The organism is Mesorhizobium sp. M1273, from assembly GCF_040318195.1.
GTDB lineage: Bacteria > Pseudomonadota > Alphaproteobacteria > Rhizobiales > Rhizobiaceae > Mesorhizobium.
On sequence record NZ_JAMYLV010000015.1, the window covers coordinates 140482 to 154671 of the forward strand.

Annotated in this window: 7 protein-coding genes and 7 pseudogenes; 8 read left to right on the plus strand and 6 right to left on the minus strand. The window is 59.8% G+C overall.

Annotated features, from left to right (window positions below):
• Positions 1-15 precede the first annotated feature (15 nt).
• From NKH30_RS18105 to NKH30_RS18115, 3 genes and pseudogenes are all read left to right on the plus strand, one after another.
• Complete coding sequence (locus NKH30_RS18105) at positions 16-339, plus strand: exopolysaccharide production repressor protein (RefSeq protein WP_352996433.1); 324 nt, start codon at positions 16-18, stop codon at positions 337-339.
• A gap of 77 nt (positions 340-416) precedes the next feature.
• Positions 417-724 (plus strand): annotated as a pseudogene (locus NKH30_RS18110) (1-aminocyclopropane-1-carboxylate deaminase); the annotation flags it as partial.
• 218 nt (positions 725-942) lie between these two features.
• On the plus strand, positions 943-1941 hold the full coding sequence (locus NKH30_RS18115) for a phosphotriesterase family protein (protein WP_352996435.1): 999 nt from the start codon (positions 943-945) through the stop codon (positions 1939-1941).
• A gap of 209 nt (positions 1942-2150) precedes the next feature.
• Here NKH30_RS18115 and NKH30_RS33190 read toward each other — a convergent pair.
• Positions 2151-3028: pseudogene (locus tag NKH30_RS33190) on the minus strand (IS110 family RNA-guided transposase); the annotation flags it as partial.
• 38 nt (positions 3029-3066) lie between these two features.
• Between NKH30_RS33190 and NKH30_RS18130 the strand changes: the two are divergent.
• From NKH30_RS18130 to NKH30_RS18140, 3 genes and pseudogenes are all read left to right on the plus strand, one after another.
• A pseudogene (locus tag NKH30_RS18130) lies at positions 3067-3273 on the plus strand (transposase); the annotation flags it as partial.
• A gap of 361 nt (positions 3274-3634) precedes the next feature.
• Positions 3635-4921 (plus strand): aminotransferase class I/II-fold pyridoxal phosphate-dependent enzyme, encoded by a 1287-nt coding sequence (locus NKH30_RS18135; RefSeq protein ID WP_352996464.1) that lies wholly within the window; start codon positions 3635-3637, stop codon positions 4919-4921.
• Between the two features lie 291 nt (positions 4922-5212).
• A complete protein-coding gene (locus NKH30_RS18140; protein WP_352996441.1) occupies positions 5213-7654 on the plus strand; it encodes a CaiB/BaiF CoA transferase family protein in 2442 nt (813 codons plus the stop codon).
• Positions 7655-8127: 473 nt separating this feature from the next.
• On the opposite strand, the gene NKH30_RS18145 is transcribed toward NKH30_RS18140, so the two are convergent.
• The 3 genes and pseudogenes from NKH30_RS18145 to NKH30_RS18160 all read right to left on the minus strand — a co-directional run bounded on the left by NKH30_RS18145 (position 8128) and on the right by NKH30_RS18160 (position 10425).
• Entirely contained in the window at positions 8128-8469 is a 342-nt protein-coding gene (locus NKH30_RS18145; RefSeq protein ID WP_352996443.1) for a transposase, read from the minus strand.
• A 251-nt stretch (positions 8470-8720) separates the two neighbouring features.
• A pseudogene (locus tag NKH30_RS18150) lies at positions 8721-9245 on the minus strand (transposase family protein); the annotation flags it as partial.
• 364 nt (positions 9246-9609) lie between these two features.
• Entirely contained in the window at positions 9610-10425 is an 816-nt protein-coding gene (locus NKH30_RS18160) for an SDR family oxidoreductase (RefSeq protein WP_352996445.1), read from the minus strand.
• A 290-nt stretch (positions 10426-10715) separates the two neighbouring features.
• Here NKH30_RS18160 and NKH30_RS18165 point away from each other — a divergent pair, with 290 nt between their 5' ends.
• Positions 10716-11420, plus strand: a complete 705-nt coding sequence (locus tag NKH30_RS18165) for a hypothetical protein (RefSeq protein WP_352996446.1) — start codon at positions 10716-10718, stop codon at positions 11418-11420.
• Positions 11421-11742: 322 nt separating this feature from the next.
• On the opposite strand, the pseudogene NKH30_RS18170 reads toward NKH30_RS18165, so the two are convergent.
• Positions 11743-12821, minus strand: a pseudogene (locus NKH30_RS18170) (IS5 family transposase).
• Positions 12822-13286: 465 nt separating this feature from the next.
• On the opposite strand from NKH30_RS18170, the pseudogene NKH30_RS18175 reads away from it, so the two are divergent.
• Positions 13287-13450 (plus strand): annotated as a pseudogene (locus tag NKH30_RS18175) (IS3 family transposase); the annotation flags it as partial.
• Between the two features lie 113 nt (positions 13451-13563).
• On the opposite strand, the pseudogene NKH30_RS18180 reads toward NKH30_RS18175, so the two are convergent.
• Positions 13564-13911, minus strand: a pseudogene (locus NKH30_RS18180) (transposase); the annotation flags it as partial.
• Between the last annotated feature and the right edge of the window lie 279 nt (positions 13912-14190).

Here is a 14190-nt window from a genome sequence, read left to right on the forward strand (position 1 = left end):
ACCAGGAGAACGGCGTTGCCCTTTAGATTCTTTTGTCGCCTCCTGGGAATGGTCCTGTGCAGCACCGCTCTAACCGTCTACTTCGTTTTTTATTCCATCGGCACAGTAGTCGTCACGACGCTGGCTTGTTGGCTGCTCCTTCAGCTGGCGTATTTCGCAAGCGTGCTCTTTCTGATCTGGCAGTCTGGCTCCGTTAGCCGAGCTGGCCAAAGGCCTGAGCATTTCGGCAGTTGCAAGGAAGTTGGATCCGAGCCGCCTGATCTTGATGAGGCAACGAATGAATCTGCAGATTTGCTCCAGCGCGATCAAATGGTGGCTATGTCGCTGCTGCTGCCTTGAGGCGCCGCCGAGACAAGATCAGAGCTCAGATTCCCGCTACTTTCGATGAACCACAGACCTTGGGCTGATCGTTCAAGAACATTGCCCAACATACAGCCAAGCTCGTCTATCTCGAATGGAACTAGTCGAAGACGACGTGGTGTTGCTCGAGGAGTACGCGTGCCCGTGTTATGGCATTCCGTCCGAGCAAACCAAGGATGCAATCCGTCAGTTCGCGGGGCTTGAGGGTATGATTACCGATCCCGTCGATGAGGGCAATTCGATGCAAGGGATGATCGACCTTGTCCAGAAAGGCTTCTTTCCAGAGGGATCGAAGCTTCTCTATGCACGTCTCGGCGGTGCGCCGGCGATCAACGGGTACAGTTACACCTTTCGCAACGGCTGACGCTCGACAGATTATGCCCGCCTTGTCAAAGAAAAGCATCTCGATCTTAACTGCTCAACGCAGACCTCTCGTCGATTCCCTTGGTATTCTTGGCGAGGTTCATCCCACCGTTTATGGAGGGAAACCAGGTTATGGCACTACTAGAAATAGCTGGTTGCTAACCTAGCTACCACCATGGCTCTCTTCACGGTAGCATACAACACTTGGAGTGCCGACGCATGATGGTGCAGACGGTGACGGGGCCGATCCCGGTCGAGCGCTTGGGCCGCACACTGATGCACGAGCACCTGTTCATCGCCTTTCCCGGCGCCTGGTTCGATCCGCTCGCGAAATTCGACCGTGCGGAATTAATCGAAAGGGCAGTCCGGCAATTGATCCAACTGCGCACTGAGCATGGTGTGCGCACCTTCGTCGACCCCTGTCCGATCGAACTCGGTCGTGACGTCATGATAATGAAAGAGGTTTCCGAAAAATCCGGCATGCACATAGTTTGCACCACGGGGTTTTACCACGAGGAAAAGGGCCTGCCGGTCTACTGGCGCGCCCGCACCGTCGATGAGATCGCCGAGCTTTACGTCCGCGAGATCACCTACGGCATCGCCGACACTGGTGTGAAGGCCGGCGCCATCAAGGTCTCAACGGGCGCGCCCGTTGTCACCGCGCATGAGAAGAGGTTCCTCGCGGCCGCTTGTATCGCGCAGAAGGTGACCGGGGTGCCTATAATTACCCACACCGAGGACGGCTACGCAGGCCCTGAACAGCAGCAGCTGTTAGCGGCCGGCGGCGTTGCCGCCGATCGTTGCTTGATCGGCCATAGCTGCTGCAACCTAGATCCCGCCTATCATCGCCGCATTATAGATGCTGGCTCTTACATCGGATTCGATCAGATCGGGATGTTCCATCGGCCGGACAATTGCCGCGCCGACAATTTGGCGAAGCTCGTGCGCGACGGCTTTCGTGCGCAGCTCATGATTAGCATGGACCGCCTCTGCGGCATGCTCGGCAAGTTCAGTCGCCACCTCACCGCCGATGAGATCACAATGATCGAACACCTGAAGTCGCAGGGACGCTACCAAGCCCATACCTACATGTTCACGGATTTCATCCCAATGCTGCACGCCCGCGGTGTCACTCAGGCGGACATCGTCTCGATCCTGGAGGACAACCCGAGACGGTTCTTTGCCGGTGAGAGTCTGCCCGAAACGGCGACGCGCTAACTCTTAGACCGTGGTCAAGAATGATGGATGAACTTTTCGCCCTATGCGTTTTGCCACAGGTTTGTCCTTCGTTGATGGGCAGCATGGAGACGGGATGGGCCTTGAGACGGCGGTTGATCAGCTCTTATTCGCGGGTTGGTTACCGCACTTCCGTAATCTGTCCTGGGCTTGCCGGGGTTCTGATCTTCAGTGAAGAAGCGCGCTGCATTTCAGTTGACCGGTTCCATCTGGGAGCCGATGGCCCACAGGAACGCTGCCATCTCGCGCGCGGCCGCCGCAACGACGAAGGGTTTGTTCTTGCCGGCAGCCACCAGGCGCCGGTGGCGGGCGCAAAGGCCGGGTCTGCACCCTTCAGGCGATTTCGCGCACGGCCTTCGGAAAACCTCGAGCCGGACGCGAATGGGCTCCGTCACCCTGGCCGGATAGCGCTAGGCAAAGGCGCCTTCGATCAAGACGCGGCGGGCGCGGCGATTGTGGCCAATGTCAGGCCGCCGGGCTTTACTGCGTCGCCGGTCGAGCGCTCCGAGGGCACCAGACCGAGAAAGGCCATCAACTGGCGCGGATTGTCGAAGCGACGAACATCACCGGCTTCGCTGACAAAGGTGACCGCGACGATGAAGGACACACCACCAGCGCCCGATAGGCCGCCACCACCGGCGCCGTGGACCAGCTCGGCCAATTGCGCATCGGTGATCGCGTCGACCTGATCTTGGAACACGAGCTGCTGGGCCGGATGGTCGAACCGTTGCGCCGCCAGCCAGCGGGCATGGGCCCGGCTCCAGTTCTTGCAACCGGTAAAGACCCGACCATGGCGCAGCAGGAACGAAAGCAGCATCTGGCGCTTCTTGCGCAGATCCTCGCTCGCCGCGGACCGCACCCGCACCATGTCGCGCACCGCTTCATGCACCGTATCTGGAACCCAGATTCCCTTCAGTTCTCCAGCCCGCAGCAGCCGCGCCAGACTGACCGCATCGCGCCGGTTCGTCTTGACGCGCTCGCCCGGGCGCTTGGGGATCAGCGACGGCGCAACGACATCGCAGCGCTGACCGAGCTCGACGATCTGCCGGTAAAGCCCGTTGCGGTCGGGCGGGGGCTTCGCAGCAGAAAATGGAGGCGAGGATGCTCGATGTGAACGCTCGCCGGCTAATGACCGCGCTAGGCGTCGGCGTCCTGATCTCGTTGACCTTCGTGTCGGCTGTCGACGCTCCCGAGCGTTTTCGCACCTCGCGTGTTGGCCCGCACTTCGGACTGACGCCGAAAAAATGCCAATCGGACGAGACTGACTATAATGGTAGCATCTCCAAAGTTGGCGACGCATGCGTGCGAACCGCGCATATTCATGCGTAGCGGCTGCTCGCAGCGCTCCTCTATGTGCGCGTGGCGACAGCAGCGAGTTGTGCTCCACATCGCTACCGCCACAAAACACTGTCGGTCGCCGCGACTGGGGCTGCTACTCCGTGGCTACTGCCATCGGACGGCGTAGCAATCGCGGACTCGCCTTGAACGCTCGAGCCCTATCTGGGTTGGTAGGTGTCCAAGCGACGTGGCAAGGGTTTAGTTGGCTGAACCCAAGGTGCAGATCGAACTGTGGCAAGTTCCGTGCGGCACTTTGGTTCGGACCGATGTCGCCAAGCCGCGCTCCTCATCTGAGCGGTCGCGAGCGTATTTTGGGCAGGCCAGAATGGAGAATGAGATGCAGCAGCGGGTCGCTCTCTCGCATGGTGTTCGCCCGACCGGACTCTTTCGGAACACTGGCTATATGGTCAACAAGAGCATGACGTGTTTCGATGCGGCCCACGCAGCTGGTCTCATGGCCGTCTACGGACGTTCCACGACGGGACGCACCTTTGCTTTGGGCACCGGTCCGCTTGACAGTCGACCGCAGGTAATCGATTTCGTGCGATGCTCCTATCTGGGTCTCGACAATCATCCGGTGATCATCGCTGGCGCGATCGAGGCGATTGAGGCGCATCAGTCATTGCATTGGTCCTGCGCACGAACGCGACTCAATTTCGATCTTCTCGCAGAGCTTGAAGCAACCCTGTCGGAGATGTTCTCCGCGCGTGTGCTCACCTTTTCCAGTGTCATGCTCGCCAATCTGGGCGGGATGCCCCTCCTTGCTTCGGGTCAATTGACGGGCGGCAGGAAGCCGGTCGTCGTGTTCGATCGCGTTGCGCACATCTCGCTCGCCCATCACAAGCCGGTGGTGGCTGATGAAACGCGGGTGGAAACGATTGCGCACAACGACATCGACGCTCTCGAACGCTTGTGCCGCCAGGAGCCAGTGGTCGCCTATATATGCGATGGTGTTTACTCCATGGGTGGCCATTCGCCGCTCAAGGAATTGCGCCAACTCCAGGAACGCTATGGGCTCTTTCTTTACATCGACGATGCTCATGGCATTTCGCTGTTCGGACGCCAAGGCCAAGGATTTGCGCGCTCTCAGTTTCCGCAAGAGCTTGGTGACCGCACGATCATAGCAGCCTCGCTGGGCAAGGGATTCGGCGCATCGGGCGGCATGTTGATGCTCGGAACGGCCGACCAGGATGTCCTGTTTCGACGTTACTCCGTCCCCCATGCGTTCTCGGCGGCCGCCAATCTGGCGGCAGTTGGCGCGGCGCTTGGCTCGTGCAAGATTCACCGCTCGGCAGAACTTGGCCAGCGGCAGAGGCGGTTGGCGCAACGCATTGAGCTCTTCGACCGTCATGTCGCAACCGCCCAGCAAGGCAGTTCGCTTCCGATCAGAATGATCGCCATCGGATCGGAGGCCAAGGCGATCGCAATCGCAAGAGAGCTTCTCGATGCCGGCTTCTATACCTCGGTGACGTTTTTCCCGACAGTTCCGCAAGGAAAGGCGGGGATCCGGGTGTGCATTACAGCCGACCATGAGGTCCGAGACATAGAGCGGTTGTGCGACCGCATTTTGGAAAAGGTAGCCCACACAACCGGCGAGCCCCATACGCGACCGAACCTCCCCTGAGGTGTTAGCCGCGATTCAGCAGAGGAATTTAATGGAACTGCCAGATACGACCAAGTTGCTAGCAGTTGATAGGGCCAGGACGACCTCGTTACGAGGCGTTGTGATCGTCAAAGCGACTAACGGTCATCGTAAGAAAGTCGCGAACGCGCTTGGTCCAGTGTCGCCGGCGAGTATCGGTCGCAAATGCCTGTGATCGATGTCTGGCGAGCAGCGCCGCGTTCTTGGCGCCTCAGGTTCGTATCGTAGCCGGTGATTTCCGGAGCAATCAGCATAGCCGGGAAGGAGTCCTCGATGGGAGTATTGTCGCATCTGCGGGTCGTCGAAATAGGTAGCTCGGCCGCAACCAGTTATTGCGCGAGGCTGTTTGCCGATTTTGGCGCCGACGTTCAGAAGGTCGAGCCGCCAACAGGCGATCCTCTTCGCCGCACCGCGCCAGTCACGCCCAGTGGACAGAGCGCGTGGTTCGCATTCCTGAACTTCAACAAGTCTAGCAACATCGTCGATGCCACAGACCCGGACGCGATCACACGGCTGACGGCACTAATCGAGAATTGCGACATTCTGGTCGATGGCCGCGACGTCGGTTCCGCAGATTGCCCGCCCGTTGATATCGCCGCAATCCGGCAACGGCGCCCCGGGTTGACTTACCTCGAAGCGAGTTGGTTCGGCCACGAGGGGCCCTATGCGGAATTCGCAGCAACTGATTCGACCGTCCGCGCGCTCGCCGGCCTCGTCAAGCTGGTTGGACCGGTCGAAGGCCCGCCGTTGCACGCACCCGATTTCCAGACGGGTATCCTTGCCGGCCTGTGGGGCGTCATTGCTCTGGCCAGTTCGGCGGTTGCGCGAATGCAGGGCGGGGCAGGGCGATCATGGTCCCTCAGTATTTTCGAATCGAGCCTCGCTGTCAGCGAGTATCTTCTGTTCGAGGCGTTTGCGCGCGGCGACGTGATGCACCGGATCGGCACTAACCGCTTCTGGCCCGGCTTTCCGCTCGGCATCTATGAAACCAAGCGGGGTTGGCTTGGCGTCACGACGTGGACGCCGGCACAATGGCGCGCATTTTGCGACATGCTCGGTCTAGCCGAATTGCGTGATGATCCGGCTCTGGTCCTCGCCGAAGATCGTGTGCAACACATGGAAGATATTGAACGACAGTTTGTCCCAAAGCTGAGGGAGCGAACAGCGCAAGATTGGTTCGAGGAGGGATTGAAACGGAAGATCCCCATCGTGCCAGTACCGGAAATATCCGATCTGCTCCGCGATACCGAGAAAAAAGCGCGCGGCGTGATCGTGCCCGTCTTGCTTGGCGAAGAAGAGGGCTTGACCGTAGGCTCGATGCAGCGGCTGACGCTGACGCCGCCGCGCGGGGGAGGGAAAGTTCCAGCCCCCGGCGAGCATCAGGCTTACGCGAATCGCGGGACACACTTAACCGCATTGATGTCGTCCGGCTGCATCGATTCGGACCGGCAGCCGTTAAAGGAGGTTCGCGTGATCGACTTCTCGATGGGCTGGGCGGGCCCGTTGTGTACGCGCACTCTGGGTGATCTCGGCGCGGACGTCATCAAGATCGAGGCCATCCAATATCCGGACTGGTTCCGCGGCGTTGATCGAAGCCCTGCTTACGTCCACGACCACTTGTACGAAAAGGCGATGTGCTACTGCATTATGAATCGCAACAAGCGCGGTATCACACTCGACCTGACACGGCCGCAGGGACTCATTCTTGCAAAACGGCTTGTAGTGGAAGCCGATGTTGTCGTCAGCAATTATTCCGTCGACGTGCTGCCGAAGCTCGGGCTTGGGTACGACGTGCTCAGGACGCTGAACCCACGCCTCGTCATGATGTCGATGTCAGCCTTTGGCGCCGACAGCGTTCATCGTAATTGCCGGGCCTATGGCTCGACTCTCGAGCAGGGCTCAGGGTTACCGAGTGTGATCGGAAATCCCGACGGGCCGCCTGTGATGAGCCACGTCGCCTTCGGAGATGCCGTCGGTGGGTTGAACGGTTGCGTTGCAGTTCTGGTTGCACTGATTCACGCCCGCAACACAGGGCAGGGACAGTTCATTGATCTTGCGCAGATCGAATGCATGATGCCGTTTGCGGCACCCTGGATCACCCTCGCCTCGATGGGCGGTTTGCCGCCAACAAAGTATGGCAATCGACATCCGCAGTTTATACCTCATGGCTGCTTCCGGTGTGCGGGTGAGGACAACTGGATCATGGTAGCCGCAACTGACGAGGAGATGTGGCAGAGGCTTGCCGTTCTTATTGGGCGGCCAGACTGGGCCACGGACGCGTCACTGAAATCTGCAGAAGCTCGCCGCGCCGTCGAGGATGTTATCGAGGAAGGCATCGCAGCCTGGACGCGCAGCCGCGACGCGGATGAGGCCATGTCCGAGTTGCAAGCAGCAAAAGTCGCTGCCGGCGTGGCTCGCATGCCAAAGGACCTACTTGCGGATCCGCATCTCGCCTCTCGTGCGTTTCTGCAAGAAGTTGAACGTGCTTTCGTAGGCTTACATCCGCAGCCCTCGATGCCGATCCGCGAAGGTGCAGGGCCCTATGCAATTCGCACAGCAGCGCCGACACTCGGACAGCATAACAGAGACATCCTATCAGGGCTTCTCGGCCTCTCCGATGCCGAAATCGCACAATTAGTGAGGGAGGGCATCATCGGTATGGTGATGCTCTCCGACGGAGAGCTGTCACAAGCAGAGAAGATGTCGTCAGACTGACAAATCGACGCTACAGTCCTGATTGATCTGACCCTCAGGCCTTGCAGGTTGACGCCCGCTGATTGGGTTGGGTGTTTGATCCCAGTCTCGCATGATGATGCTGAGGTCAAGAGGGGTGTCGGGACTGCATCGTGTTCCTCCAATTGGCTACGGAATCCAGAGATCGGCCCGATTGCGTGACGCGGCTCGGTTATTTCGAGCCTGGTCAAACTCACGTAAGGCCCCAAGGACCCAGAAGACGAGCCCCATCTTTGATACGGCATTCAAGCCAGCTGGAATCTCGGTTCGCCTCCTGGAATCCGCCCAGACTGATCGGCCCCGGGGATGGTGGGTTGGTATCGTCGCGTTAGGCCGACTTCATGATGGCACACCTTCGATAACACGCCTGCGGTCCCGTATTTCCACACCGACACGAGCAGCTTTCTTGCAAGGGAAACGACGGATGTCTTCTTGAGGCGCGACGCCTGATTGCGCTACACGCTCATGAGACCAGCGGGCAAGCGCCGAGCCCGGGTGATTGCGCAGCCACAACCAGGCCAACTCGACAATCGTTGCACGCAGCCGGGGTTGCCGGCTTTCGAGACGCCTTGCTCGTGCTGGACCGATCCGCACTGCCAGGGTGGTGTCGGCGCAAGCCCGGCATAAGCGGCGATCTGCCGCCGATTATCGAAGTGCCGGAACAGCCCTTCTGCGTAGAGGATGGCGGCACTCGGGACCGATACCCTTGAGATCAACCTCGCTGCCAGAGTTTCGGCGATTCTCGATTGCAGCAGAGCGTCGCGCTCAGCTTGCACCTCCTTGATCTGGGCTATCACAAGTTCGAGCCGGTCGAGGTCGCGGCGGTCTCCCTCCTCAGATGCTCAGGCAGCACGCGGCCGTCGCCGGTCCTCAGTTCCTCAAGCCGATGTCGGCGGTCACGTCGCAAGGCGTCGTAGCCAATGATGCTCTGTGCAAAAGCCGGCCCTGACACTGTTAACATGGCAGTTTGCTCGCCAAATCAGAACCTTGCGTTCGCGCCAGATTCGGCTGCGATCCTCCTCCTGAACGCTCGGCACTCTGACCGTCGCGGATAGCCGCGACGGGCGATCAGCGCCGCGATCTCGTGGGCGACACGGCGGCCGAAGATCGTCGGGGATCGCCGCCACACATTCCGCGTCACCTCGTCGACGATGTTGAGCACGCGGAAACGCCGGCCGCAGGCGAACTGGTCATAGACGAAATCCAAGACCAGCGCGCATTTTGCCCGTGCTTCGACCAGGATCGGTGCCCGCGTGCCGACCACCGTGGCCGGCCGGCTGCTTCCGCACAGCCAGCCCGTCTTCGCGGTAGAGCCATTGATCCCTGACGGCTCGCCTCCCGTTGGAGCAGGATGAAGATCCGCCGATAGCCGAAGGGCCGCCGCTCGTTGGCTTGGTCGCGCAGCCTTCCACGCAACTCTGTCTCCAGCGGCCGGCGGGACCGATAGCGGATCATCTGCGGTCGGCGCTGACGAGATGAGTAGGGCCCCCCACTCCGACATGCCCAAGTTGGCTCTCAGATGCGCCAGTGCCTTCGGCCGGGCATTGGCTTGCTCCCGCGACAGCGCGGGGCCACGGCTGCCAGAACATGCCTACGAAGATCAGGCGACGGAGCGACACGTCGGCCGGTACCCACCAGGCAGTTTGAATCATCAAAATTTCGGAACGGCCAATCGATTCATCAGCTCGCGTGCCGCTTGCGTCTCGTACGTCATCGCCGAGAGCGGCGAATCAGCAATAAGCTACGCGCGACCGAGCCGCCGAACGACGGCTCCTTCGCAGCACGCTCCGGGTCGAAGTGCATGAATTGATGACCATCAGTCGCGTCTGCAGCTGGCCGATCGTTTTCTATGTGACGGCGCGGCACGGCGACGCCAGTTTTCCTTGCCGCGCTGGCGTCAAACGTCACTGACTCAAAACGAAAGCTCCTGGCGCGCGCTATTCCCTGAAGAAGCTTATGCCATGCCGCACGGACTGACCGCCATCGATCGGCAGGATCGCTCCGGTGACGTAGCAGCCGGCTCGGCTGCATAGAAACAGCGTCGCGCCGGCTATATCATCGGGCCTTCCGATCCTGGCCAGCGGGACGCGACTGCCGGTCCGTTGTGCCTGTTCGTCGGTGGCGATGGCAAAAGCAGTCATCCGGCTCCGAAAGGTACCGGGCGCGAAAGCATTGACGGTGATCCGGCGTGGCGCGAATTCGTGCGCAAGCGTGCGCGTCAGGTGATGAACGGCGGCCTTCGAGGCGGTGTAGGAGTATGCGCCTTCGGCGATCGGTTGGGTTCCCATCACCGAGCCGAGATTGATGATCCTCGCAGGGTCTTCGTCGCTTGCCGCGTTTTCAAGCAGCGGCAGAAGCTCGCGCGTCAGATGGAAAAGCCCGGTAACGTTAACGGTCAGCACGCGTGCCCACGCCTTATAGGGAAAGGTGTCAAGTCGCTCACCCCAAGTGGCGCCGGCATTGTTGACGAGGATGTGCAGCCTGTCCGTCCGCCTTTTCACGTCATTGACCAGTTCGGTGATGCCCTCTTCGGAACTGATGTCTCCGGCAAACCCGTCCGCTTTGCCCGGTGCGTCCAGCGTGTTGAGGTCTTCCGCCGTGCGCTCGCAATCGGCGCCCTTGCGGGAGGCAATCATGACGTCTGCGCCGCCCTGGACTAGGGCGGTCGCAACCATTCGTCCGATGCCGGTCGAGCCGCCCGTCACAAGTGCCTTCTTACCCGTCATCGAAAAGAGTTCGTCGAGGTAGCCCATTGGATCTCCTGCTGCTCGTTTCTCACGGACTCCGTTGACAGTCCGGCCGGCCTCCCCACCGACGGCCTGCCGATAAAGACGCAAAGGCAGCGCCGGCTCCAACGCAAGGGCTCCAACCGTGTGCCCTCGAGGATGGCCTTATTGGGGCGCACCGGTTCCCCGTGCGCCCCAATTCAGCTCCCTGCAACCCATGAAAGTAGGTAGCATCTCGATCCGTGTTAACGGTGTACCATCCATTAAGAACGCGTCTTCCAGTCACGGCGCAGCTCATCAGGATAGGGCAAGCTGCTATGATAAAAAGCGTAGTTAACCCGTTGAACATCTCACGCTTTCTTCAACCATATGACGACGACGCGGCCAATAAAGGCATAAAGATTTCGATAGGATTCGATTTTCATAAATATGTCTCGATCACCCGGGTCACTCCGACAAAGAGTCCAACATATCCAAATTTTCGACCAGATTGTTCGCCAATTAAAGCAGGCGAGGGATTTTGGATTGTCGGCGTCGACCATAGTGATGATGTCGTGCTTCTCGATGCTGCTCGATTATATGACCTTTCAAACAGCAATTTTGCGGATCATCTTGAGTCTCTGAAGGCGTTTTATGCTGACCCGATGATACAAGCACATCCTCACGACAGTTGTACTTGCGCAGCACCGAGCGCTAAGAAAATAACCGGGAGGGTATCGTACCTCGGGGACCTTTGGGTGCGCAAAGACTACAGAGGACAGGGCGTGCCTAGGATCGCGGCAGGAATAGCATTCGGCGTGTCTTTTGCCTTGTGGGCTCCAGACTTCCTATGTGGGCTTGTAGCGCGTTGGTCATTAGATAAAGGTGTCGTTGCGCAATACGAAATGCCGCACCATGAACCGGGCGGGTCAATATTGAGGCTGGTAGAAGAGAAGATTGTTGACGAAGATTGGCTTGTTTGGCTAACTGGCGACGAGTTGAGGAGCCGTATTGATTCTCCCAACAAACCGAGCCAATTTTAGCCTCGTCATTTTCGCTGGCACGACCGCACTATGTAGACTGAACTAACCGCTGACGCGGGAGAGGGAGTGTTTGGCGGGGTCCTCCTGATGAAGATTTGGTCGCTAAAGACCAACCCCCTTTATCAAGTAGATCCACGCATGGCCGACGCCCAGTAGCGGTGACCCAATTGGACACCTCGAACTACGGCATTTCCAGAGGCGGGTGTTGCGGCAATGAGGTTGCGAACAGCCTGAGGCGCGGCGGTGGCTGGATTTCGATCGTTGGGGCTGATGCTGGTTGCCGATTTTGGCATCGCGGCGACGTTTTCCGCCGCTCTCGCCGTCATGCGGGGGCAGTTCGCCCTTGGTGCCAAACCAAGCGGGTGAGATTGTAGGCGAGGTTGGCCATGCCGATCTTGCTGCGGGCGCGGGCGATGCCGATCGTGCGGACAAACAGGCCCATGCGCGATTTCTGCTGCGCAAAGACGTGCTCAACGAAAGCGCGGATCTTTGAGCGCCGGCCATTGGCCCGTGCCATCGCCTCGCTCATCGGCCGGCCTTTCGGTTTCTTGTGATGAATGTCGGAGACGTAGCCGTTCTTGTCCAGCGACGCCTCATTCTTCTTCTAGCGATAGGCGGTGTCGGCCCACACCGTCGAGCCGGTGTTGTTCTTGTCCAGCACGTTGCGAAGCTGCGCCCCGTCCCAGGCCGAGGCGCCGGTGACGTTCCAGCCGCGGATGAAGCCGTGCCGGCGATCGATCGAGGCATGGTTCTTGTAGCGAAGGCGGGAACGGCGATATCGCGCTGCTTTGTCTTTCCCTCCTCATCGGCCTTGGCCTTCGAGAACTTCACGGTCCAGCGTGCGTCCCGGTCCTTCTGGCGCAGCTTGGCTGGCTTCTTTTGCCACTCGTCCGGCACCTTTCCTGCCTTGATGTTGGCCTTTTCAGCATCGGAATTGCGTTGCTTTGGTGCCGCCACGATCCTGGGATCCACGATCTGCCCACCCATCGCCAGATAACCGGCCTTGCTGAGGTGCTTGTCGAACCGGGCAAACAGGTTCTCCACCGCCCGGGCCTGCGTGAGGTGCTCGCGAAACAACCAAATCGTTTTGGCGTCGGGAACCTTGTCGCCGAGCCCCAGGCCGAGGAAGCGCATGAAGGACAGCCGATCCTGAACCTGGAACTCGGTCTGATCGTCCGAGAGACTGTAGAGCGCCTGCAGCACCATGATCTTGAACATCATCATCGCATCAAAGGGCGGCCTGCCGCCTTTGACGCCATCGGAGCGCTTCAGCGCCTTGGCCAAAGGTTTCCGGAAAACCTCCCAAGGCACGACCCCGTTCAACTTCTCCAGTGGATCGCCGGCCTCGCTCAGCCGGACATACCGCTCGTCAATGTCCCAGAACCCAGCCTGTCCCCGCATTCAACGCCTCCGTGCAAATCACCAGACGAAGTGAATCAAAATGCGTCCTCGATTGCCAGGTTTTTCGAGGTGTCCAATTGCCCCGCCGCGTGATCGACGTACTCCAGCCCCAGACGGTCTGGCGAACGGCCGAAATAGCGGCTGCACTGTCACTGTATCGAGGTAAGATCGTTGCGTGGCGACAGATTGCCATGCCATCATGTCGAGCCCGCGCGCCGTTACCGCCGAACACAAGCAGCAAATCAATGCAGCTGGAGCGTGACTTTCCGTGACTGTGGAACGCGCAGACGACCAGCCCCCCGCGACAGCAAGCGTATGCTTCTTTGCTGATCAAGGATAGTACCGTTACCGAGATGGCCGCAGCCAAGGCAGGTGCGATGGCACATCCCCTGGCAGGGCGGCGACGCGGTTTGCTATCCGCCACCCTTCGTCGATGCCGGCGCTCTGGCCCGATGCCACGACGACCGCGAGATCGCGGCGCTGACCGCTCGTCGAGGCTATCCGTGCATGACCGTCTCCGACACGGCACCGAGCTGACCACCAACGCCATCGGGGCGTGGCAGGAGGAGCGGGAGGTCGAGTGGCACTATATCGCGCCGGATAAGCCGATGCTGACGGGTGTTGTAGAATAGCCTTTCGGTTCACGAGGGTCCCGGATATACAGGGCCGAAGCTGTCTATGCTGATCAGACTTCGCGATGGCGAACACGGCCGAAAAGGGGATTCCCCTGCCGATTACATCTGTGGCCCGGTTGGCCTGTTGTGGCCGCCTTCACCTTGCGGGTCGAGACGCCCTGCACGTACATCTCGACCAGCGCCGACACCAATGCCTTCTCCGAACGCTGGTAGCGCTCAAACAACTCCGTCGAGAACCGGCCAGCCCGATCCTGCGGAACGCGAAGCTCCAGCACCCCGACCCGCGTCACCAGCTTGCGCTCGTAATAGCCGGACCGGTAACTCGTCCGCTCCGCCGTCCGCTCGCCTTTCTCGGCCCCGATCGCCTCCGTCATCTCGGCTTCAAGAACCTCCTGCACGACACTCTCCAATGCCTGGCGAAAGCCGTCCTCATCCGACAACAGCAACGCTTTCAACTCGCCTCTGCTCAGTCTAACTTATCGATTGGTCATGGCACTTCCCCTTCCACGGGAATCGGTGATCGCAACGTCACCACCGTGCCATGGCCGCTCGCCCCTCAGAGCAAGCGCCGTTCTCTCTCCAAAACTTTTTGCAGAACCTTCAGCACATCTGTGGACGCCCCCGTGAGCGCAAGAAGAATCTTCGAAAGGCAGTATAGCGGCGCGTAGTCGGGTGCTGACATCTGTCCGGCCTCTGATGCGGCCTTCCATTTGCCGCCGGCCCGTATGGGAGTT